Annotated in this window: 22 protein-coding genes and 2 tRNA genes; 9 read left to right on the top strand and 15 right to left on the bottom strand. The window is 31.4% G+C overall.

Features of this window, described 5'->3' with window-relative positions; all coding sequences use genetic code 11:
- Window positions 1-26 precede the first annotated feature (26 nt).
- A complete protein-coding gene (locus DG508_RS11365) occupies window positions 27-407 on the top strand; it encodes a DUF4345 domain-containing protein (RefSeq protein ID WP_108868252.1) in 381 nt (126 codons plus the stop codon).
- Window positions 408-565: 158 nt separating this feature from the next.
- Here the strand turns inward: DG508_RS11365 and ribB are convergent, their stop codons facing one another.
- The 9 genes from ribB to DG508_RS11320 all read right to left on the bottom strand — a co-directional run bounded on the left by ribB (window position 566) and on the right by DG508_RS11320 (window position 9554).
- Window positions 566-1717: a 3,4-dihydroxy-2-butanone-4-phosphate synthase gene (gene ribB / locus DG508_RS11360; RefSeq protein ID WP_108868251.1), complete on the bottom strand. Its 1152-nt coding sequence runs from the start codon at window positions 1715-1717 to the stop codon at window positions 566-568.
- 75 nt (window positions 1718-1792) lie between these two features.
- Complete coding sequence (locus tag DG508_RS11355; RefSeq protein WP_108868250.1) at window positions 1793-3757, bottom strand: LptF/LptG family permease; 1965 nt, start codon at window positions 3755-3757, stop codon at window positions 1793-1795.
- A gap of 108 nt (window positions 3758-3865) precedes the next feature.
- On the bottom strand, window positions 3866-4501 hold the full coding sequence (lolA1, locus tag DG508_RS11350) for an outer membrane lipoprotein periplasmic chaperone LolA1 (RefSeq protein WP_108868249.1): 636 nt from the start codon (window positions 4499-4501) through the stop codon (window positions 3866-3868).
- A gap of 57 nt (window positions 4502-4558) precedes the next feature.
- Window positions 4559-7039 (bottom strand): FtsK/SpoIIIE family DNA translocase, encoded by a 2481-nt coding sequence (locus DG508_RS11345; protein WP_108868248.1) that lies wholly within the window; start codon window positions 7037-7039, stop codon window positions 4559-4561.
- A 67-nt stretch (window positions 7040-7106) separates the two neighbouring features.
- A complete protein-coding gene (locus DG508_RS11340) occupies window positions 7107-7475 on the bottom strand; it encodes a diacylglycerol kinase family protein (protein WP_103864888.1) in 369 nt (122 codons plus the stop codon).
- Window positions 7476-7482: 7 nt separating this feature from the next.
- Window positions 7483-7983, bottom strand: a complete 501-nt coding sequence (tpx, locus tag DG508_RS11335; RefSeq protein WP_108868247.1) for a thiol peroxidase — start codon at window positions 7981-7983, stop codon at window positions 7483-7485.
- A 305-nt stretch (window positions 7984-8288) separates the two neighbouring features.
- On the bottom strand, window positions 8289-8546 hold the full coding sequence (locus DG508_RS11330) for a DUF6952 family protein (RefSeq protein ID WP_108868246.1): 258 nt from the start codon (window positions 8544-8546) through the stop codon (window positions 8289-8291).
- Window positions 8527-8841 (bottom strand): thioredoxin family protein, encoded by a 315-nt coding sequence (locus tag DG508_RS11325; RefSeq protein WP_103864885.1) that lies wholly within the window; start codon window positions 8839-8841, stop codon window positions 8527-8529. The genes DG508_RS11330 and DG508_RS11325 overlap by 20 nt, the downstream gene beginning before the upstream one ends.
- Before the next feature lie 74 nt (window positions 8842-8915).
- On the bottom strand, window positions 8916-9554 hold the full coding sequence (locus DG508_RS11320) for a peroxiredoxin (RefSeq protein WP_108868245.1): 639 nt from the start codon (window positions 9552-9554) through the stop codon (window positions 8916-8918).
- Window positions 9555-9892: 338 nt separating this feature from the next.
- Here DG508_RS11320 and DG508_RS11315 point away from each other — a divergent pair, with 338 nt between their 5' ends.
- The 4 genes from DG508_RS11315 (at window position 9893) to DG508_RS11300 (ending at window position 14297) form a co-directional block, all read left to right on the top strand.
- A complete protein-coding gene (locus DG508_RS11315; RefSeq protein WP_108868244.1) occupies window positions 9893-12070 on the top strand; it encodes a tetratricopeptide repeat-containing hybrid sensor histidine kinase/response regulator in 2178 nt (725 codons plus the stop codon).
- 122 nt (window positions 12071-12192) lie between these two features.
- A complete protein-coding gene (locus DG508_RS11310) occupies window positions 12193-13362 on the top strand; it encodes a trans-sulfuration enzyme family protein (protein WP_108868243.1) in 1170 nt (389 codons plus the stop codon).
- A gap of 83 nt (window positions 13363-13445) precedes the next feature.
- Window positions 13446-14162, top strand: a complete 717-nt coding sequence (bshB1, locus tag DG508_RS11305; protein ID WP_108868242.1) for a bacillithiol biosynthesis deacetylase BshB1 — start codon at window positions 13446-13448, stop codon at window positions 14160-14162.
- Window positions 14163-14221: 59 nt separating this feature from the next.
- Window positions 14222-14297 (top strand) — tRNA-His (locus tag DG508_RS11300).
- Window positions 14298-14366: 69 nt separating this feature from the next.
- Here DG508_RS11300 and DG508_RS11295 read toward each other — a convergent pair.
- On the bottom strand, window positions 14367-15413 hold the full coding sequence (locus tag DG508_RS11295) for a M28 family metallopeptidase (protein WP_108868241.1): 1047 nt from the start codon (window positions 15411-15413) through the stop codon (window positions 14367-14369).
- Window positions 15414-15584: 171 nt separating this feature from the next.
- Here DG508_RS11295 and DG508_RS11290 point away from each other — a divergent pair.
- Window positions 15585-15669 (top strand) — tRNA-Ser (locus DG508_RS11290).
- Between the two features lie 203 nt (window positions 15670-15872).
- Here DG508_RS11290 and fabF read toward each other — a convergent pair.
- Window positions 15873-17120 (bottom strand): beta-ketoacyl-ACP synthase II, encoded by a 1248-nt coding sequence (gene fabF / locus DG508_RS11285; protein ID WP_199912782.1) that lies wholly within the window; start codon window positions 17118-17120, stop codon window positions 15873-15875.
- Window positions 17121-17170: 50 nt separating this feature from the next.
- Window positions 17171-17761, bottom strand: a complete 591-nt coding sequence (locus tag DG508_RS11280) for a TetR/AcrR family transcriptional regulator (protein ID WP_108868239.1) — start codon at window positions 17759-17761, stop codon at window positions 17171-17173.
- A 312-nt stretch (window positions 17762-18073) separates the two neighbouring features.
- Between DG508_RS11280 and DG508_RS11275 the strand changes: the two genes are divergently transcribed.
- Window positions 18074-20281, top strand: coding sequence for a PAS domain-containing protein (locus tag DG508_RS11275; protein ID WP_108868238.1), 2208 nt, complete (start codon window positions 18074-18076; stop codon window positions 20279-20281).
- On the top strand, window positions 20278-20667 hold the full coding sequence (locus DG508_RS11270; protein WP_199912781.1) for a response regulator: 390 nt from the start codon (window positions 20278-20280) through the stop codon (window positions 20665-20667). The genes DG508_RS11275 and DG508_RS11270 overlap by 4 nt, the downstream gene beginning before the upstream one ends.
- Window positions 20668-20707: 40 nt before the next feature.
- On the opposite strand, the gene DG508_RS11265 is transcribed toward DG508_RS11270, so the two are convergent.
- From DG508_RS11265 to DG508_RS11255, 3 genes are all read right to left on the bottom strand, one after another.
- Entirely contained in the window at window positions 20708-21817 is a 1110-nt protein-coding gene (locus DG508_RS11265) for a DEAD/DEAH box helicase (RefSeq protein WP_108868236.1), read from the bottom strand.
- A gap of 164 nt (window positions 21818-21981) precedes the next feature.
- A complete protein-coding gene (locus DG508_RS11260) occupies window positions 21982-22368 on the bottom strand; it encodes a hypothetical protein (RefSeq protein WP_108868235.1) in 387 nt (128 codons plus the stop codon).
- 223 nt (window positions 22369-22591) lie between these two features.
- On the bottom strand, window positions 22592-23482 hold the full coding sequence (locus tag DG508_RS11255) for a DUF72 domain-containing protein (RefSeq protein ID WP_108868234.1): 891 nt from the start codon (window positions 23480-23482) through the stop codon (window positions 22592-22594).
- Between the two features lie 154 nt (window positions 23483-23636).
- Here DG508_RS11255 and DG508_RS11250 point away from each other — a divergent pair, with 154 nt between their 5' ends.
- Window positions 23637-24374, top strand: a complete 738-nt coding sequence (locus DG508_RS11250) for a LolA-like protein (protein WP_108868233.1) — start codon at window positions 23637-23639, stop codon at window positions 24372-24374.
- The last annotated feature ends 66 nt before the right edge of the window (window positions 24375-24440 follow it).

The raw sequence follows: 24440 nt of genomic DNA, 5'->3' as shown, positions 1-24440 counted from the left end.
AATGATTTTGGGTAAAAACAACTGGAATGAATACGGTTATTAAGAATTTACACCTTGGCTTATCTACAATTATTGTATGTATAGTTGCTTTAGTTTATGGTCTTAATCCAAATAAAATTTTACCTTTATTTTTTGAGTTTAGTGTCACCAATTTAGAACTCAAAAATATTTTTAGAGCAATGATGGGGCTATATATTGGATTTTCAATATACTGGAGTATTGGTATAATAAAACCTACACATTGGAGAAACGCTACAATTAGCAATATTATTTTTATGGGAGGACTATCCTTTGGAAGAATAATAAGCACCTTTCTAGACGGAATCTCTATCCAGTATACAATTGGTTTAATCTTAGAATTAATTATAATAATTTGGGGAATATACAATCTTAAAAAAGAATCATAAACCAAATTATGAAATAAGTACATTTGATAGCTAAATCGTACTCTCTCTATCATTGCTTACTAAACAATTACAATAGTAACTGTATTCCTCTATAAGCCTATAAAAAAACAACCTAGAGACAAGATATCAAAGACTTATCTTAACCTTTAAGCCACGTATTAGTATTTTACATATTCTACTATCTCTAAACCATAACCGATCATACCTACGCGCTTTTGTTGCACTGTGTTAGAAACGAGTCTTAATTTATGAATATTAATATCATGTAAGATTTGTGCACCAATACCAAAATCTTTACTATCCATAGCTATTTTGGGTGCTTTTTGTACTTCTTTACCGTTCTGAATTTCTTTTAAGGCACTTAATCGCCCTAATATATTAAGAGATTGACTTTCTTGATTTATAAAAATGATAGCCCCTTTACCTTCTGTATTAATACGCTTAAACATAGCATCTAGGCGTTTATCAGCATTATTGGTTAATGTTCCTAATATATCATTATTAAACAAAGTCGTATTTACTCTTGTCAGTACTGGTTCATTTTCTTTCCAGGTACCTAATGTTAGTGCGATATGAATTTGATTATTAGTTGTTTGTTTATAGGCTCTTAACCTGTAATTACCAAAACGTGTTGCTATATCAAAATCTTCTTTTTTCTCTATCAAAGAGTCATGTTGCATACGATATGCTACTAGGTCTTCAATAGAAATCAGCTTAAGATCAAACTTTTTTGCCACTTCTACTAATTGTGCCAATCTTGCCATTGTACCATCCTCATTCAAAATCTCTACAAGAATCCCTGCAGGTTTAAGTCCAGCCAATCTAGCTAAATCAACAGCTGCTTCTGTATGCCCAGTACGTCTTAATACTCCTCCATTTTTTGCTTTAAGCGGGAAAATATGCCCTGGTCTCCCTAAATCATGAGGCTTTGTATCTTCTTGAGTTAATGCATTTATAGTTTTTGCACGATCATGAACAGAAATTCCTGTCGTACAACCTTGACCGATCAAATCTACAGACACTGTAAATTGGGTTTCATGAAGAACCGTATTATTCTGCACCATCATATCAAGATTTAATTCTTCACAACGATCTTTGGTAAGTGGTGCGCAAATAAGCCCTCGACCATGAGTTGCCATAAAATTGATCATTTCTGGAGTCACTTTTTCTGCGGCTGCAATAAAATCACCTTCATTTTCGCGGTCTTCATCATCTACCACAATAATCACCTTTCCTTGCCGAATATCTTCAATGGCTTCTTGAATGGTATTCAACTGAATTTTATTTTTGGTCTCGGTAATTTTTGACATAATTCTTGGGTCTTATTAAGCTATTTTGGGCAAAGGTAATTTATATAATTCTTTTTTTTGGCTTTCTAAAAGGTTTTATCGTGTTGCTTTTAGGTCTTGTTGCATCGTTCCTTTGAAATAGAAATACCCAATTACATAAAAGAGAACTCCTATTACAACCAAAATAACATTGGTTGGCTTGGCTCTATTTTTAAGTACTCTATAAAAATGACCATGATAACTCATGGCTACATACAACATTACAAAAGAAAGCAAAATACATATCAAACCTGGAACTACATTACTTGATACAATAACCGTATTAGTTATACTAAACAAAAAAGAGGCTATAGAGAATCCATTAAACATTTTATAGTAACTAGTAGCTCTATCAAAATCTTCATTTTGAAAATGTCCTTTCTTTTTTAATTCTTCTATAGTAATTCCTTTTTCTTCTAAGATTTTTAATGCAGTTATTCTATAGTCTTCATCATACTCTTCTAATTTATAATTCATCACAACGTCTTTGAGTTTCTCATACTCATAGTCCGCCATCAATTGATAGGTAGCATCGGTAGATTTAACCCTACTTATTGATTCTATCATTCTCTGAAGTTCCTTCTGCTCTTTTCGTTCTTTTTTCTTATTGAAAAAATCTCTAATAGGCTGAATAATTATATCCATATTAAAGATCCCTTGGTCTGTTGCAGCTCTGTATGTCAAAAATATACTTAATGGAAATATAATCCATGTAGAAAGCCAAGAACCAACAAATGGAGGGACTCCTCCTTCTTCTGCTCCATTTTTGGCAAAAATCCCGATAAAATGATAGGTTAAAAATAATACAACTCCTATAACCATAGGTAGTCCTAATCCTCCTTTACGAATGATTGCTCCAAGAGGGGCTCCGACAAAAAATAATAAAATACAAGAAATTCCTAAAGCATATTTATTATGTAATGACATTTCATATTTATTAAGAGCTCGTTGTCTGAATGTTACATTCTTTTGTGCAGTTTCTAATTTTCTAAGTACTGCATCTACATTTGAAGATGCTATCTGGTAGATTCGTATTTTGTCTTGTGTTTCAAAATAGTCTCTAACATCAAGTGTATCTAAACTAGCAGTCTGCAACGTATCTATCTTTATATTTTTATTTAATCCGTCATGTCCAATTCTTCTATCGATTTCGGCATTTATATTTTTGACATCTCTATTAACTTTACCTGATATTGAATCTATTTCATTTTTTAGCTCACTTACATTAAGCATATTAAATCCTTTACTGTACTGTTGAGCATCCATATCTACATTACCCAAAGACGATAAATCTATATTAAGTATATATTGTTTAAAATGTGTTTTGGCAAAGGGAAGTTTATTTTTCTTATGAGAAGATTTTTGATGTATCTCATCATAATAATTTCCATCATTAAGTATCAAGGTTACCAAATCAGAATTAACACTACCTTTTAACTCTCCTCCTACTGCTTTTATTACAGTAAAATTACCTGGTCGTGCTGCTTTTTTATGAATAATAACATCTCTAAGCAATTCATCATTATCACCATATTTTTCTGCAACTTTAATGTTTATATTTCCCAAATCATTAAATTGATTTGGCGTAATAACCATTGCTGGTTTAACCTTGACGATATTTTTTCTAAGATTAATAAACCTTTTTTCTGATGATGGAATAACTGTATTCGAGAAAATAAATGCTCCTATCCCCACAAAAAAGATAAAAACAGATAATGTCCTCATGGCTCTTGGCAAAGATATCCCAGAGGATTTCATTGCTGCAAATTCATAATTTTCGGCAAAATTCCCAAAAATCATAATTGAAGTTAGTAAAATTGTAAGTGGCAATACCATAGGAATCAACCTTGGTGTAGCAAATGTCAAAAACTTTAAGATTACCGAAAAATCTAAATCTTTCCCTGCTAATTCTGATATGAATAGCCATATTGTTTGTAACAATAGGATAAACATAATAATTATAAAGAGAGGAAAAAAAGTCTTTACAAAGGTTGTTAAAATGTATCTATCAAGAATTTTCACACGTTTTCTTTTTTCTAATAGCCAAAAGTATACATTTATTAAAAAATAAAAGAACGTGTGTAATCATTTACACCCGTTCTTTTATTTTTTAATATTTTTCTGTTAGTATCAATCTAACCTATTGATATAATAATTACCATATTTTGATTCGTCAAATACAAATAATGTTTTTGATAACGGCTGATTGGTTTTAAAACTATTCACTGTTATAGTCACATTGGTACCATTATTTTGTTTTTGAATCATTTTATAAATATGCTTGGTTTGTTTATCGATACCAAGTAATATTTCTTTTAAATCACTTTTTGAATCGATAGGTATCAATTTTACATATTGGATTTTTCTTCCGTTTACATTTTGAACAATATCCATTTTATAAGTGTATCCATCTTCATAAAAAGTTAGCATTTTTGAAGGTGTCACACTGGCATCATCATCTTCACTTTGAGAAGAAATATTAATTTCTTCATCTTCAGGGATAATTACATGTAATTTTTTTCCGTCATACATTTGCTTTGCTCCCATCAAATTAAGAAGATACTTATTTCCTTGCAATGTTACATCTCCTCTAGTTTCTTGAGAAACATTCTCTGCTGGATTATTGATAGCATATTTAAAACTAATTACAATATTAGAATAGTTTTTTACTTTGCTTGAAACTTCATCCAAAAGACTTTTGGCATTCTGTGCCTGTATTGTTGTTACACCTAATACAAATAATAGAAATATTATCTTTTTTGTCATTTTATATAGTTCTTCTTTAATTACTAATTTTAATTATTTTATCCCTACAACAATCTGTTATTCATTATCCAACAACTGTTGTAATGCTATAAGATCAGGCACTAAAACTTGCCTTGCTTTACTCCCTTCAAATGGACCTACCACGCCTGCGGCTTCTAATTGATCTATTAGCCTACCTGCACGATTATATCCTAATTTTAATTTTCTTTGTAATAAAGACGCCGATCCTTGTTGTGCCGTTACAATTACTTCTGCTGCTTGTGCAAACAATTTATCTCTATCTTTTTTATCTATATCAAGACTTGTGCCACTTTCTTCTCCTATATATTCAGGTAACAAATGTGCATCGGGATATGCTTTTTGACTACCTATATATTCTGTTATTCTCTCAACTTCTGGAGTATCTACAAAAGCACATTGTATTCTTACAACATCATTTCCTTGTGTAAATAACATATCTCCTCTACCGATCAATTGATCTGCTCCTCCGCTATCTAAAATCGTACGAGAATCTATTTTAGAGGTTACTCTAAATGCTATTCTTGCAGGAAAATTAGCCTTAATCATACCTGTTATTACATTTACAGAAGGCCTTTGCGTAGCTATAATAAGATGTATTCCAATAGCACGAGCCAATTGTGCTAATCTAGCTATTGGTGTTTCTACCTCTTTTCCTGCAGTCATAATAAGGTCTGCAAATTCATCTACTACCAGAACTATATATGGTAAAAATCTATGTCCATTCTCTGGATTTAATTTTCTTGCTTTAAACTTTACATTATACTCTTTGATATTTCTAACCATAGCCTGCTTTAGCAGGTCATACCTAGTATCCATCTCTATACAAAGAGAGTTCAGTGTATTGATTACTTTGGTATTATCTGTTATAATTGCCTCATCTGTATCTGGCAATTTTGCGAGATAATGTCGTTCTATTTTATTAAAGAGTGTAAGTTCTACCTTTTTAGGGTCTACCAAAACAAATTTTACTTCTGCTGGATGCTTTTTATAGAGTAAAGAGGTTAATATTGCATTAAGTCCTACAGACTTACCTTGCCCAGTAGCCCCTGCCATAAGAAGGTGAGGCATTTTGGCTAGATCAACAACAAAAGTTTCGTTTGAGATGGTTTTACCTAAAGATAAAGGTAATTCCATTTCTGCATTCTGAAACTTAGAAGAAGATATTGCAGATCGCATAGATACAATTGTGGATTTCTTATTAGGCACTTCTATACCAATTGTTCCTTTACCTGGTATTGGAGCAATAATTCGAATCCCTAATGCCGCTAATGATAGTGCGATATCGTCTTCTAAGTTTTTTATTTTAGATATTCTAATTCCAGCTTCGGGAACAATCTCATACAATGTTACTGTTGGCCCTACAGTTGCCTTAATTTGGGCTATCTCTATTTTATAATTTTTGAGTGTCTCTACAATACGATTTTTGTTTTCTTCAAGCTCACCCTGATCTATCGTTATTCCTCCTGTTTGCACAGTATAATCTTTCAAAAGATTGATTGCAGGAAATTTATAATTACCCAACTCCAATTTAGGATCAAATTCTCCAAAATCTTCAACCAATTTAGCACTAAGATTTTCTACCACTTCTTCTTCTACTGTGGTTTCAACCTCCATAGCAATATCTTCAGGGTTATCTTCAGATTTTATAACTAACTTCTCAGTAACTTCACCCTCTTTATTACTTGCACCACCATACACTTCATTAACAGTAGGTTTTAATTGAACCTCGTTTGTAGTACTCTTTATTGCCTTTTTCTCCTCTTCTCGTTTTTGTGCATCATTAGATTTTGCAACAATAGCATCTATCCTTTCTTTGATACTTGAATCAGTATCTTCTGTAGATGGCTTTGTATTTGTATCGACACTTTGGGTTTGCCGTACTGTATCAGTATCTTTTATAAAAGATTTTTGTGTATTCTTCAAAGAATCAGAAATCTTCTCTGGTGTATATCTTAGACGTACTACAATATATACTATTGCAAAAAACGCTAATACTAGAACTGTGCCTATAAAACCAATATAGTCTCTAAAGAAATCATTAATCTCATATCCAATAACTCCTGCTAGTAATCCTCCTCCTTTCTCTACAAAACCAAGAACAACAGCAATCCAAATCATTACCAATGTTCCCCAAAACCAAAATCCTACTAATTTTTTCTTATTGAGATCAAAGAATAAATATATTCCTGTCAAAGAAGTAAGCACTGGAATTATTAAAGCAGAAATTCCAAAACCTTTAAATATAAAGAAATGACTTACCGCAGCACCAAATTTACTTAACCAGTTTTTTGGTGATGATGTTCTGTTATAAAATTGAGAAATCTCACTTTGATCAATTTTCCAATTGAAAAAAAATGAAACGAAAGCAAAAAACAATCCTATCCCTAAAAAGAACAGAAAACTACCAATAACAACTTTTTGTTGTCTAGATAGTGTAACTTTTTCTTTTACTGAGGTTTTAGATGTCTTTGTTGTTTTTGTTGTTTTCCGTTTTGTACTTACCTTTCTTTTGGCCATTTTTTGGGTATCTTATCGCAAAAATACGAATATCTCTATTGGAACGTAAAAATGCCTGAAAAATTTTCTAAACGAAATATGGTATATAAATTATTGCTCCTATTATTACTGCTATAATTGCTGCTATAAAAACAGCTCCAGCCGCAATATCTTTTATAATTCCAATTTTATTATGAAAATCAGGATGAATAAAATCTGCTATAGCTTCTACTGTAGTATTAACACCTTCTATACTCATTACCAACCCTATAGCAAATATTTGTAAAATCCATTCTGTTGAAGTAATATTAAAATAGAAACCCAGTATAGTCATAACAACAGCAATTCCTAATTGCACTTGTATACTAGGTTCTGTTTTTATAAGTAATAAAGCTCCTTTAAAAGCATAGCCACATCCTCGTAGTCTGCCAAGAATAAATTTTGAAACTTTACTCATCGATACCTTATGATAATGTTTTTAATGCCGCTATATAATCTGGCTCTTGCACAATCTCTGGTACTTGTTCTGTATACAATACTGTACCATTTTCATCAAGAACAATCACCGCTCTAGAATGAAGCCCTTGTAATGGTCCGTCTACAATGTCTAATCCATAATCCTTACCAAATTTTCCAGTTCTAAAATCTGAATGGTTAATTACATTTTCTAATCCTTCTGCCCCACAAAAACGATCCTGTGCAAAAGGCAAATCATGAGAAATACAAAGTACCTTGGTATTAGATAAATTACTAGCTTCTTTGTTAAATTCTCTAACAGAGGTAGCGCAAATCCCTGTGTCTACAGACGGAAAAACATTTAGAACTACTCTGTTTCCTTTATAATCAGATAATTTTGCAGTTGACAAATCCGTGTTTACCAATTCAAAATCAGGTGCTTTCTCCCCAACTTTAGGTAAATCCCCACTCGTATGAATTGCGTTTCCTTTTAATGTGATTGAAGCCATAATAAATATTTTGAGTTTTTTTAGTGCCCTAAAATTAATAAGATTATATCATAATATCGAGCATTTTAATTAAAGAAGTGATTTTATTTTTTATCAATTCATAATAGAAATTGATCTCTGCTATCCTTTTTTAATCTGCTTATGCTTTATAATACATTACTATCAACTTAATAAAGTTTGGATTGAGTACAGGTATTGTGCTTTTTATTTTGATCAAAAAAGCAATAAATGCTTGCCTTATTCTTAAAGATGTAGCAAAATTAAAAAAACCTTCTAGAGAACTTAGAAGGTTTTTTTTATGTTTTTCAAGTGTCAATTGAGCCAAGGACTCTTTTCATAAAGCTATTAAGAGCTTCTTTTTTAGGAGTTCCTTCTTTTATCATTTTATCAACCTCTAACGCTCCATACATATTAGAGATCAATTCACCAATGACATCTAATTCTTCATCTTTTAAAGAAGGTACTTCTGTGAGTGCTTCTAGAGTTTCTATAGTTTCTACCACAAAATCTTCGTCGTTTTCTTCTATAAAACTAGTAAGGTGCTTAATTACTGGTAACTTCATCTACTAATTCTTTAAGAACATCAAATTTATTCGTTTGAATTTGATTTACAAAAGCTCCTTTTTTGAAAGTTGCAAACGTAGGAAGATTATCTACAGTTGCTAATTTTCTAGAGTCAGGATATTTTTCTGCATCAACAATAACAAAAGTAACATTGTCATTTTCTGAAGCCAATTTCTTAAATTTTGGTTTCATAATACGACAGTTACCACACCATGTCGCTGAGTATTGTACGATAACTGTATCATTATCCTGAACTAATTGAGACAAACTGTCTGTTTCTAATTCTTGTAACATATTATTTTGGATTAAAATGATGGAGAAAACAATTCAACGAGTACACGTTGAATTGTTTTCAATAAGGTTATTAATTAATGTGCTGCCAAATAAGAAGCTACTCCTTTTCTATCAGCATTCATTGCATCTTTTCCTTCTTCCCAGTTAGCTGGACAAACTTCTCCATTTTTTTGTACGTGTGCATACGCATCTATCAGTCTTAAAAACTCAGCTACATTTCTTCCTACTGGCATATGGTTTATACCTTCATGAAAAACAGTACCTTCTTCATCAATTAAGTATGTTGCACGGTATGTTACATTATCACCTTCTACAGTTACAACTCCTGTTTCTTCGTTATATGTTTCGTTTGCGATATCCAAAATACCTAAAGTACTAGATAAATTACGATTAGAATCTGCCAAAATAGGGTATGTTACTCCTTCTATACCTCCATTATCCTTTGAAGTATTTAACCATGCAAAATGCACTTCTGGAGTATCACAAGAAGCACCAATTACGATAGTATCTCTTTTTTCAAATTCTTGTAATGCTTCTTGAAAAGCATGTAATTCTGTTGGACAAACAAATGTAAAATCCTTTGGGTACCAAAAAAGTAATACTTTTTTCTTTTTGTTTTTAGCTTCTTCTAAAACATTAAGTTTAAAAGTATCTCCCATATCATTCATTGCATCAACATCAAGATTTGGAAATTTTTTACCTACAAATGCCATATTTTTTGTTTTTTTAAAATTTATATATTGATTAATTTTTCACACCGCAAATATACATCTACTTATACAACAATAATTACTACATAATTTTAATTTTTTATATCTGAATAGTTTTTTCCAATCATTGATTATATTCTTATAAATTTCTAGTTTTTCCTACAAAATACAGGTTTCACCTACAAGAATTACGGATAAATAGCACTTTTTTTACGGTGAATTACACTATGTTAAATCTATTTTTGTATTTTCGTCAATGTAATTAAATTAAGAATTATTGCGAGTTGAAAAACAAAATTCAACATATAACCACCTTATTTATAATAAGTTTCACCCTATCCATGCATTCTCAGTCTATTCAAGTCTCAGATAGCATTCAATCCTATATAGAAAAAGCTGAAAAATTACAGGAAGAATATAAATATGAGCAATCTATTGAAATTGCCAACGCAGCTCTTCAAAATGCCCTGTACAACAATGATGACAAGAGTTTAGGTCATATCTATAATATTATAGCTAAGAATTATGAGACCAGTGAAGATGATAATAAAGCCCGAAAAAATTATCGTAAAGCATTGACTTATGCCAAAAGCTCTAAAAGCAAGACCCTAGAAACTGATCTATATAATAATTTAGCGCGCGTATTTACCAAACACAATCTCACCCGTAAAAAAGGGGTAGAATACTATAAGAAATCTTATGAATATGCAATAGAGTTAAAAGATACTTCAAGAATGATACAACCCCTACTTAATCTTGGGGAGTATTATATTTCTAGACATGATTTTGATAGTTCATATGAATACTTGGCACCTGCAAGAAAATTAATTCATAAAAACTCATCTAACCTTGTCAAAACAAAGCTCAATGGTCTTTTAGGAAAATATTTTTTGAGTGTTAGAAGATTTCAAAAAGCAGAGGAATATACAGATCAAGCTATTTCATATGCAAACGGAGAAACTAAGAATAAAGAAAATAACGATGAGCTTATTTCTCAATTTTACGAAGAATTAGCCTCTTCTTATGAAACAAAATCAGAATTATATAGAAAGCAAGACAACTTTCAAAACGCATATATTTATCAAAAGAAACAGTTTCAGAACATTTTGATGGCTAATGACCACAAAAAGTTAAAAGAACTTAGACGTGCCAATATAAAATATGAGGTTGATTTATTAGAAAAAAGAGCTAAAAAGGCTGAATCAGAACAAAAAGAAAGTGAATCAGAAGTCTTAAAATGGAGAATCAGTATTATCTTAGGTATAATCCTAATCTTAATATCTCTTGCCTTTTTGATAAGTTCTTACAAAAATAACATACAAAAGAAAAGACTTAACAATGACCTGCTTGATAAAAACAAAGAACTCATTGGTGCTAAAGAAACCGCTGAACAAGTATCTACATTAAAATCTCAGTTTATCTCTACAGTAAGTCATGAACTTAGAACACCTTTATATGGTGTGATAGGCCTTACCTCTTTATTGATGGAAAATCCTGATAAAAAGAAAACAAATGAGTACCTAGAATCTTTAAAATTCTCGGGAGATTACCTTTTAGCTTTAATTAACGATGTATTACAATTAAGCAAAATAGAAACCAATGAAGTTAAGCTAGAGAAAGTATCTTTTGATATTAGAACATTAATTGAAGGAATTGTAAATTCACTTCATGCAAAACAAAAAAGTAATGCCAATACTGTTCATATTGATATCGATAAAAGAATAGATACTACATTACTCGGTGATTCTGTTAGATTATCTCAAATCCTTATAAATCTAATTGGTAATGCTTTGAAGTTTACTAAAGATGGGAATATCTGGATTACTGTAAAATGTATAGATTGTGAAAACCAAGGGTATTTATTACGTTTTATTATAAAAGATGATGGTATTGGAATACCTGAAAACAAGCAACAAACTATTTTTGATAATTTTGCACAGGTAAAAAATGAAAATCAAGAATATGAAGGAACTGGACTTGGATTAGCAATTGTAAAAAAATTAATTCATTTACATAATAGTGAAATCTTCATTAATAGTGCAGAAAACAAAGGTTCTGAGTTCTATTTTGATCTTTTCTATTTAAAAGCTGTTAGAGAACAAGAAAACTCTTTAAACACTGGAGAGAACCTAAGTATTGGTACAAGTAATTTTTATGTTCTTATTGTTGATGATAATAGAATCAACCAAATTGTAACTCAGAATATTCTAAAGAAAAAAGGATACACCTGTAATATTGCCAGTAATGGGATGAGCGCTATCGAAATGTTAAAAGATGAAAAATTCGACTTGGTATTAATGGATATCAATATGCCAGAGATGAATGGTCTAGAAGCCACCAAAGTTATACGTACTTTTAATGCAACTATCCCCATAATAGCTTTGACTGCGGTAGAAGAAGGAGAAATCAGAAGTCAAGCCTTATCTGTAGGCATGAATGATGTTATTATCAAACCTTATGATACCCAACAATTTTTTCAGACTATAATGAGAAACATCTCTAAAGTCAAAATGTTATAATTTTACAGAACTTATTGCTCATAAAAAACATATTATCTACCATATAATCTGTTAAATCATATCTGATTTTCTTATGAATACCTTAATTTAGATGCGATAACATTAGTATTTAGCATCAAATCATGAATACAAAAAATATAGGTTTTAATACCATTTGCACACATCTGGGTGAAATTCAGGATCAACAATTCAAAGGAGTAATATCTCCTATATACCTGTCTACCTCTTATGCCTTTGAAGGTGTAGAAACCAAACGTTACCCAAGGTATTTTAATACCCCCAATCAAGAAGCATTATGTAAAAAAATAGCAAAACTTGAAAAAGGGGAATCTTCTTTAATTTTTGGAAGCGGCATGGCAGCAATAAGCACTACATTATTTGCTTTTCTACAACAAGGAGATCATATTATACTACAACGCACACTATACGGAGGTACTGCCAACCTTGTCAATGAAGAATTTAAAAAACATGGAATAGAGTATTCTTATACTGATACTCAAGATCTAGAAGGGTTTAAACAAAAAATACAACCAAATACAAAAGTTATCTATCTAGAAACACCTTCTAACCCTTTACTCACTATCACTGATATAAAAAAAATAGGAAGTTTGGCCAAAGAAAATGGTATCACTACTATCATCGACAATACTTTTGCTTCTCCTGTAAATCAAAACCCAATTGAACTGGGAATAGACATCATACTACATTCTGCTACTAAGTACCTAGGTGGTCATAGTGATATTCTGGCAGGAGCAGTAATTGCTACAGAAAAAAATATTGATCAGATTTTTCAAGTCGCCAAAAATTTTGGAGGTAGTTTGAGCGATTTTACCGTATGGATGCTAGAAAGAAGTATCAAAACTTTAGGTATCAGAGTAAAACAACAGAATAAAAATGCTCTAAAAATTGCCAAATGGCTAAAAAAACATCCTGATATTTCTGCTGTATACTACCCTGGATTAAAATCTCATCCTGATCATGAGATTGCAAAAAAACAAATGAAAGGATATGGCGGAATGCTTTCTTTTGAACTCAAAGAAGGATTAGATGCCAAACAATTTCAAAAAGAATTACAACTCATCAAAAGCTCTATGAGCCTTGCTGGTGTAGAAAGTACAATCTTATCACCACATCTTACCTCTCATGCACTACTTTCTCAAAAAGAACGTAATTTACAAGGAATAAAAGATGGATTATTACGACTAAGTGTAGGTATCGAAGAAAAAGAAGACCTTATACATGACATACAGCAAGCTATAGAAAAAGTAAAAACACTTGAGTTTAAACATTAAGATTATACATTAGGTTACCCACGTACCTAAAAATGATTAACTATACTTTATCATACAATTAAAAAACAACAAATATACACTAGATGAAATTAGACATTCTAGCAATAGGAGCACATCCCGATGATGTAGAATTAAGTTGTTCTGGCACACTATCTAAAGAGATTGCTGCTGGAAAAAAAGCAGGAATACTTGACCTTACAAGAGGCGAACTAGGAACAAGAGGCACTCCCGAAATTAGAGATCAAGAAGCAAAAAAAGCTGCTGAAATCTTAGGAGTTGATGTTCGTGAAAATCTGGGGTTTAAAGACGGATTTTTTACCAACGATCAACACCATCAATTAGAAATAATAAAAATATTAAGAAAATACAAGCCTGATATCGTGCTTTGTAATGCTATAACAGATCGTCATATTGATCATGGCAAAGGAAGTAAACTAACTAGTGATTCCTGTTTTCTATCAGGGTTAAAAAAAATTGAAACTAGTCTTAATGGAATTGCGCAAGAACCTTGGAGACCCGAACACGTATATCATTATATTCAATGGATGAATATTGAACCTGACTTTGTAGTAGACATAAGTAACCATATTGATAAAAAGGTAGAAAGCGTAATGGCATATACTTCTCAGTTTTATAACATAGACAGCGAGGAACCTTCTACTCCTATATCAAGTAGAAATTTTTTGGACAGTATAACATATAGAGCTGCCGATTTAGGCAGAATAATAGGTGTTTCTTATGCAGAAGGGTTCACTGTAGAACGCTCTGTAGCAGTGAATTCTATTTTTGATTTAATTTAATTCAAAAAAAAGTTTGCAGATATGAAGAAATCCTTTATTTTTGCACCCTGAAATCAAATGGTGGTTGTAGCTCAGCTGGTTAGAGCGCCTGATTGTGGTTCAGGAGGTCGTCGGTTCGAAACCGATCTTCCACCCATTGTAAAAGCCCTTTTAATAAAAGGGCTTTTTTTGTATCTCATCTTTAAATAATAATCTATTTTATTATTATTCAGCTTTATCAACAACAATTCTCTCCTTTCTATTCGCTACTTCCCATGCGGTATAAAACACTAATTGGGCACGTTTAGCCAAAAGATCATATGCTATCTTATCAGGTGTATCTGTTGGTTTATGGTAATCTTCATGAACTCCATTAAAATAAAATATGATAGGAATATTATGTTTTGCAAAATTATAGTGATCACTTCTAAAATAAAAACGATTCGGATCATTCTTTGCATTAAATGTATAATCCAAATTCAACTTGGTATACTCCTTATTTACTTTTTCGCTAATCTCGTGTAATTCTGTACTCAATCGATCACTACCGATAAGATATACATAATTACTAGCATCATCACCTTCATGCTTCTCATCAATCCTACCTATCATATCAATATTAAGGTCTGTCACAGTATTTTTTAAAGGAAAAACAGGGTTTTCTGTATAGAATTTTGAGCCATATAACCCTTTTTCTTCACCAGTGACATGTAAAAACAGAATAGATCTTTTTGGCCCTACTCCATCTTTCTTTGCTTTCATAAAAGCTTGAGCAATTTCTAATAAACTTACAGTTCCTGATCCATCATCATCTGCCCCATTATATATATTTCCTTTTTGATCAATACCTACATGGTCATAGTGTGCAGAAAGCACTACAATCTCCTCTGGTTTTTCTGTACCCTCTATAAACGCTAATACATTTTCAGATGATTTGATTCCTCCTCTAAAATAACTTTCTGGTATTTCTTGATAATAATCATCCCCTCCTAATGGAGAAGGAATCCCCATTTTTTTGTATTGCTCTTTTAGGTATTCAGCCGCTTTTTTCTGACCTGGCTCTCCCGTATCTCTACCTTCAAACTCATCTCCAGCAAAAGTATATAAGTACGTTTTTAACTCTTCTGGACTAATACTCTCTGCATAAGTAGTAGCAGATTCAGTTTTGATCTCAGAATTAACATCTGATTTTATATTATTAGTTTTAGAATTATGCGAAGTTCCGCAACAACATGCTAAAAATGAACTGACTAAAATTATACTATTCTTCATGTAATTATTTAATTAATAAGGCACAAGATACTTAATTCCTAGTATATGATTGTGCGAATATTTTCACAAAAGAAAATAACTTTAAAAAAAAATAAAAATATTCTTTTTAGATCTAAAAAAGATATTATATTTGCACCCGCATTCAGGGAATACCTGATGAGACTAAACACTGGAGAAATGGCAGAGTGGTCGAATGCACTGGTCTTGAAAACCAGCGAGGGTCACACCTCCGGGGGTTCGAATCCCTCTTTCTCCGCTTATTATTGAAACCCCTTGATATTCAAGGGGTTTTCTTTTTAAGATAAAAAAGGCACACAAAAAGTACCTATACTTAGAAGTTACCTAGTAGTATTGATGTTTCCGCAGGCATTTTAATTTAAAATCAATTTACACTATTCCAAAAATATGTAAGTCCTCTAAAGGCTGATATGTCTATTTCAGATACAATAAGAGACATCTTTACTCTATATATTTTTTTAATAACAGTGCCGCACAATGGCCTCCAAATCCAAAACTATTACTAATTCCATAGTTTATAGTTTTGACCGTTTTTTCACCTAGTGACAAATTCAATTCCTTTGGTATCTTGGCATCAACTTCTTTAGTATTTATTGTTGGAGGTATACGGTCATTCATAATAGACAAACAAGTAGCTATTGCCTCTATAGCACCTGTTCCCCCCAACAAATGTCCTGTCATTGATTTTGTTGCACTCACTTGGATTTTATTCAAATTTGAAGCAAACAATTTCTTTATCGCATTAATTTCTGACAGATCTCCTATCCCTGTAGAAGTAGCATGCGCATTTATATAATCAATTTTATCTACAGAAACATTAGCTTCATGTATAGCATTTTTCATTGCCAGAAAAGCACCTTCACCTTCAGGATGTGTTCCTGTTATATGATAAGCATCAGAACTCTCTCCTGTCCCAACAATCTCTGCATAGATATTTACGTTTCTTTTCAAGGCAGAATCTAAACTCTCTACAATCAACGAACCAGCACCTTCTCCCACTACAAATCCGTCTCTATGTGTATCAAAAGGTCTAGATGCCATTTTATAATTTTCATTATTTACAGACATCGCTCTCATTGCATTAAACCCTCCTATAGACGATGCTGTTATAGGAGCTTCAGATCCTCCTGTAATAATAATATCCGCCTTGCCCCATTTGATATAATTAAAAGCATGTATAATACTTTGCGTGGATGAAGCACAGGCTGTAACTGGGCAATAATTAACTCCCCTCAGCCCATGTCTGATAGAAATCATACCCGACAAAGCATTTGATATTATTTTGGTTATAAAAAAAGGATTAAACCTAGAAACAAACTCGCCTTCTACATGATTAATCACTTCTTTCTCAAAAGTTTCAAAACCGCCGATTCCGCTAGAAAAAATAACCCCTATTCTCTCTGTATTTAGTTTTGAAAAATCCAAAGCCGCATCCCCTATCGCTTCGGTAGCTGCTATAAGACCATATTGATTAAACCTATCTAACTTACGTGCTTCTTTTCTTTCAAAATAATCAACATCACTATACCCTTTTAGTTCACATGCAAATTTGGTTTTAAACTTATCTGTATCAAAACGAGTGATCATATTTGCACCAGAAACACCTCTCAATAAGTTTTCCCAATACAATTTTACATCATTTCCAATAGGAGTAATTGCCCCTAAGCCTGTTATTACAACTCTTTTCATAATTTTGTTTTTATCATATACCGTAAGGTATATATGTATTTAAAAAAAATTTATTTCAATTTTAATAATTCAATATCTTGCTTCAATAATTCGATGTTCTTCAATAAGATATCTGACTGGTTCAATGTTTTTGACAATAATATACTTCCTTCTATCTGAGCAATCATCCTATGTGCATATTCTAAAGAGTTTATTTTTTTAAGCTCCTTTTGTTGTATTCCTTCCTCTAGAATAGTCACAACTCTATAAACCCAATCCTCAATTTTACCTATTACTTCTTGTTTCAATAACTCATTTCCATCGTCAGAATCTACAGCTGTATTCAATATTGCACACCCCCCGTTTTTAAAAATAGCTACATATTCATTTTTATAATGATCCAGAAAAGCTAGCAGTTTTTTATCTGCACTTTTCTCTTTTTTCATAAGAAATAACACCTTCTCCGTTTGTAATTTATAATTAAACCTAAAAGCCTCTAATGCAACTTCATTTTTATCTTTAAAATTTCCATAAATACTTCCTTTAGTAAGACCAGTTGCATTTGTTAAATCAGACAAATAAGTACCTATATACCCCTTCTTGTTAAAGATAGATGCCGTCTTTTCTATGATAAACTGTCTTGTTTTTTCTGATCGTACCATACCACAAATATACCGTAAGGTATATCAAAAAACAAAATATAATAGAGCTGCATTCAAAATAACATTACAATTGCATCATTACTATTACTAAATCCAATAAGCTATCTTAGGATAAGCCCAGGAAATATTCGTTTGAAATCAATCTTTAGTTTCTGAGCTAGTTTCAGAGTATTAAAATATCACTTAGTAAGTAAAAGCACTAATTTTGAGTCAGATAAGACTTCCTCTTTTTCTTAATTACCCTTTTACAACTTGGAACCCACATAGAATTACAAATCATTTTGTAACTTTAAGTGGAATTAACCAGTATATATGTCTTTTACGTTAGAACAATTCGAAGTATTATCTGAAAAAACATTACTATTTCTATTCATTTTAAAAAAAGATGGAAAAATAGTTGCTTCTAATAACAGGTGTCAAGTATTATTTCCTTTTGATATAGGTAAAATCAAAGGAAAAAACATAACTAATTTTATCATTGATCAAGATGTAACCCTATTTCATAATCTAGTTACCAATCTTTCTAACAAAAGTTCTTTTATAAATTCTTCATTAAGTTTCCCTACCGAAAACAATGGGGTTCTTTCTTTAAAATTTGATTTCACATTGCACGATGACCTAATCTATGCAGCTGCAATTGACACTACCGAAGAATACAAAGAACATAAAGCGTTATTGACCATCTCTAAACTTACCAAAATTGGAGCTTGGTATTTTAATCCTAAAAGTAATGAGATGTACTGGTCAAAAGGATGTTATGCTATCAAAGAATTAGATTATAACATTCCTATAACTAGAGAGAAAGCTTCTCATTTTTTTCTCAAGGATTCTAGAGAAAAAGTACAAAGCTATCTTGATAATTTGCTCAAAGACAAAAAGCCATATGAATACACAGAAAAAATAATTACAGAAAAAGGAAACGAAAAATGGATCAAAGTGATTGGTCTGCCTGTAATCTACAAAAATGAAGTTATCTATGTAAACGGAACAATTGCAGATGTTACCGATAGATATAATTATATAGAAAAACTAAAACACAGCGAAGAGACCAAACATTTAGCTTTAAAAGGCATACAATCAGGGCTATTTGATCACTATATTAATAAAGATGAAGTTTTCTATAGTACCGATTTTAAGAGAATGCTAGGATTGCCAATGGATCAAGATTTTGTATCTAGAAAAGAATTTATACAAATGATCCACCCTGATGATGTAGAAAGTGCACTAGAAAGATACGACAACAGCCTTACCGAAAAAGGAAATCATTATTACAATTATTATAGAATTAAACATCTCAACGGTGGCTATCGTAACTATGAGGTTTATGGTTTTAAAAGAAAGAATGCAAAAGGGAAAACCACTAGAATTATTGGAAACCTCATCGATGTACATCAAAAAAAGCTCAACGAAAAAACTATTGAAGAAAATAAAAACAGACTACAAGCAATTGTAAATAATGGTTTTGCTTATACTGTACTATTAAATACCCAAGGAGAAATCCTAATGACAGACGAAAAATCTGTAAAGATTATCAAAAAAGGATTTAATGTAGACCCAACGCAACAAGTATGTAAACTAATTGATGTTGTACCCCTTAATTTCAAAAACTCTTTTGCACATGAATTTAATGAAACTCTAAAAGGGAATATTGTAAAAAAAGAAATCGAGCGAATAACCTATAAAGGCGATACCCAATGGCTAGAAGCAAAATACACACCTATTTTTGATCAAGAAGAAGAAAAAGTAAATTCTATCCTTGTTAGTTTTCACGATATAACAGAGCAAAAATTAGCAGAAATAGCCATCAAAGAGTCACATATCAAAGAACAAGAACTCAATAGCCTAAAATCAAACATATTATCAAACTTTAGCCATGAAATAAGAACTCCTCTTAATGGAATAATGACGGTAAGCAAGTTATTATTGGACGAAAAAAACCCTCAGGAAAAAGAAAAACTACTTAAATACCTAGAAGAAAGTAAAAACAGACTTTTAGATACCATCAATAATCTATCCAATTTTAGTGAGATAGAAGCCATAAAAAAGAATATTAATCTACAAAAACTTGATATCAATTACACTATAGAAACTTCGTTTCGAGAATACAAACATATGGCTCAGGCAAAAGAACTTTCTTATCAATTAGAACTTGACCAGACCTCTCCCATGGTATGTATTGACAAAGGTCTTTTCAGAGCAGCATTAAACAATATAATCCATAATGCCGTAAAATATACCAACAAAGGAGGTATAATTATTAAGGTTAATTCTAAAAATTCCAAAAATAATGTTTATATTTCCGTTACTGATACTGGAATTGGAATAGATAAAATGAATCTCAAGAAAATTTTTGACCCTTTTATGCAAGAAAGTATTGGTTTGAGTCGTAAATATGAAGGTACAGGTATCGGACTTAGCTTATCAAAACGATATATCGAGATATTAGATGGTAAAATAGAAGTGAAAAGTAAAATAGGTGAAGGTACCCAGTTTAATATAATAATTCCACAATGCCTATGAACGTTCTTTACGTAGAAGATAACAAAATAAATGCAATGGTAATGGATAAGATGTTATCCAGAAATGATTCTAACGTGATCATTGCAGAAAATGGCTCTGAAGCCCTTGAGGTTGTAAAAGAAGAAGAATTAGATCTAATTCTTGTCGACATCAATCTAGGACTTAACCAAATGGATGGTTGTGAATTACTTCAAAGGTTTAAAAAATTAGAAATTCTCAAAAATATTCCCGTATACGCAGTAACTGCCTATGCAATGCCTGGAGATGAACAACGTTTTATAAATATAGGATTTGATAAATATTTTTCTAAACCTGTAAATTTTGAGAAATTATTATCAGTAATATCCAAAATTGGTGCTCCTTTTAACAGAAAGCAAACTACATAACAATACCTTTTTCTTCATCAGCAAGTTACCACTAATCTAATTACCTGATCTGATCAAACCGTATCCCTAGTTGCTTCTCTAAATCTCTTATTACCTGAACTTCTTGTTTCACAATTAAAGCTAGTGATATACCTGTTTTTCCTGCTCTTGCTGTTCTACCACTTCTATGCGTATAATACTCTATCTGATCTGGCAATTGATAATGTACTACAAAAGCTAGGTTAGCTACATCAATTCCTCTTGCAGCGACATCAGTAGACACCAATAACTGTAATGTTTTTTTCCTAAAAGCTCTCATCACCTTATCTCTATCTTTCTGAGTCATTTCTCCCTCTAGCAAACCAACCTCATAATCCTTTGATTTTAATTGCTTACTAAGTGTTCTTGCAGCGATTTTGGTTTTTGTAAATATAATCCCTCTACTTCCTTTTTGCGTTTTTAGGAAATAAGTAAGTGTATCTAATTTGGCTGATTCATCCCCTACCACAAACTGATGAGAAATCCCTTTATTCACGGCATCATTCTTATCTATACTTATCTTAACAGCATCTTTGCGCACATAAGAATTTATTATATCATCTAATGAAGATGGCATTGTTGCCGAAAAAAGCCAAACATTTCTATTCCCTTTTGTTTTAGATAAAATAGTAGTCAAATCTTTTTTAAATCCCATACTCAACATCTCATCAGCCTCATCCATAACCAATGTTCGTATCTTTGATATATCAACAGCTTTTCTGTTTATCAAATCAATAAGTCTTCCTGGAGTTGCTACGATGATATGGGTTGGCCTTTTTAATCTGGTAAGCTGTATTTCTATCTTTTCTCCTCCATACACCGATTCTGTAAATACTTTGTCTGTATACTTCGTAAATTTAAAAAGTTGTTTTGCTATCTGTTGCCCCAATTCGCGAGTTGGAGCCAATATTAAGGCTTGAACATGTTTTTTAGAAGTATCAATCTGAGATAAAATAGGAATCCCAAAAGCAGCAGTCTTACCAGTTCCTGTTTGAGCTTTTCCTATAAAATCGGTTTGATGACTCATCAAAACTGGGATTGCTTGCTCCTGAATTTTAGTTGGAGTTTTTATTCCTATTTCACTAAGGCCTTTATTAAGATCCTTAGACACTCCTAACTCTAAAAACGTCATACCTTATTTAATTTAAGTTGCAAAAGTAACTGAATATCTATTCATAATTCAACTTAATCAAAAAATAACGTGTTTAATTATTAATTATGTCTTTTTAACTTTGAAATCGTGCGGATAGAAATTGAATCTATTTGTGCTTTTTTCAAAGTTAAAAAGACATAACATTAACAGGAAACCCATATAAAGTAATCAAAGAGCTGTTTTGTTAAGGTCACTCCTTTCTTATGAAAATGAAAATTATTCATACAGAAACCTCCCGAACAATTAAAATCTGATTCTTCTTCAGAAGATATAATGTCAAGCAAAGTAATTTGATGTACATGATTACTTTCCAAAACATGATCTTCTGATAAAATGGAAATCGCACCATAAAAAAGAGGTTTCTCTTTAACAATTGACTGACTATCAACTAGAAAAGTTCCTTCGTATGATGATAATATATGATCCTGTTCGTCATGAGAATGATTGATTGAATGATCTGATTGTGAGTTTCCTATAGTACTAACTAATAAAAAAACCAATAAAAAAGGATATAGTAGAAATCTATTCATATAATTTTTTTTTAATAATTTATAGAGAATCAATTTATGAATTCAAAATTAGCTACTTCAAAAGAAAATGACGTATTTTCCTACATAAATAATATTAAATTCATCGGCAAAGTACATATATCATCGTTAAAAAGCAAATCTATTTTACATTTTAACAATTAAGAATGAGGGGATTACCGTAAAAGACTTGACAAAAACAAGCAATACTATTACTTTATCAACTTCAAAACAACTTCAAATCATTAGACAAGTGGTTTGGTAAATGTAATTTGCTACCTATCTGATCGTTTAGTTTTCTAATAAAATAATTAGATAACAAAGGAGATTCTATTTCTATATTTTGATGAACAAAAAAATGTATTCTAGAAATTCCTTGATCTTTCCATACAGAAAGCCTTTTCACCCAATCATCTAGTCTAGCATAATCTGTCTCATGATTAGCCCCCACATACCTTATAAAAGCCTCATCATTAGTCAAGCGCATATGCAACAAATCTCTTCTACCAGCAGTATCAGTTATAATATTAGCTATATTATTCTCTTCAAGAAGATCATATAACTCATTCGCTACCTCAACATCATTAAACCAATCAGTATGCCTAAACTCTACCGCCAAACGTATCTCTTTTGGCCATCGTTCTATAAACTGGATAACTCTATCAAAATTTTTAGGACCAAAATTACCATGTAACTGTAAAAAGATAGTACCTAGTTTCTCTTTTAAATGAACTACACTAGACAAATATTCATCAACATAAGGTTGTACATCATCATTTAATCTTTTTAGATGAGAAATATTCTGTACTAATTTAGGAAAGAACTTAAACCCCTTAGGAGTTTTACTATACCATTTTTTGAATTGTTCTTCTGGAAAAATTCTATAAAAAGTAGCATTCATCTCAATGGCATTAAACTGTCTCGAATAATACTCTAACTCATCCTTTGTTCCCCTAGGGTAAAATCCTTTTAAATCTTGCCTGTTCCATTTGGCACACCCTACATAAAGTGACAACTCACCTGCATTTCTTTTTTTTAGAATCTCTAAAGTATCCTTATGATCCTGTGGCAAGGTAAAATCAATATTCTGAGGATGTGCTACTTTTCCGAACTGCATATATCTATATGTTTAAGATTTCATCTCGAAAATTAAATAAAAAAATGAAACTAATATTATTATTTTAATGATCAATTAACAAAAAAAACAAAGATAAGTGTAACAAAACAATAAATCTATTGACTAATTTTATAAACAACAAAATTCACAACTAATGAATGCTTTAAAATCAATTCTTGTAGCCATTATATTAGCTATTACCACTTCTTTTCAAGCACAAACTGCTGATGAAATTATTAACAATTATTTTGAAAATACTGGAGGAAAAGAAAATTGGGAAAAGCTAAAAGGCATAAAAATGACTGGAGTCATGAAAATGCAAAATATGGAAATTCCTTTTGAGCAAATAATGATGACAGATGGTCGCCAATCAACCACAATAGAATTACAAGGGAATAAAATGATCTGGGCAGCTTATGATGGAGAGACTTCTTGGTCAAGAAACCAAATGACAATGGAAGCTGAAAAAAATGATAATGAAGCTACCGAAAAAATGAAAAACCTTATCAAAGACTGGCCTTCTCCATTTCTTAATTATAAAGAAAAAGGATATTCAATAGAACTTATAGGTAATGAAACTATAGATGGGGCAGATACTTTCAAAATAAAGGTTACCAAAGACCCAATAATGATCAATGGTAAATCCGAGCCTAATATTTCTCACTATTATTTTGATACAGAAAACTATGTCCCGATTGTTATAGAAGAAGCGGTTCAAGACGGACCAATGAAAGGTAAAACAATAAAAATGTCAATTAGTGATTATCAAGAAGTAGAAGGGCTATATTTTCCATTTTCTCAAAGCAGTGAACTACAAAGTATCGATTTTAAAGAGTTTGATATCGACCCAGAAGTAGATCAAGCGTTATTCGCTTTTCCTGAAGGAAAATAATCACAAATCATCATCCCCAAATTAAACTGGGGATTTTTTATTCTTAATATTTAAAACAATCCGTAA

The sequence above is a fragment of the Aquimarina aquimarini genome (assembly GCF_900299535.1).
Classification (GTDB): Bacteria; Bacteroidota; Bacteroidia; order Flavobacteriales; family Flavobacteriaceae; genus Aquimarina; species Aquimarina aquimarini.
Note: the sequence above shows the minus strand (reverse complement) of the source record. Positions and strands in the feature narration are given on the sequence as shown.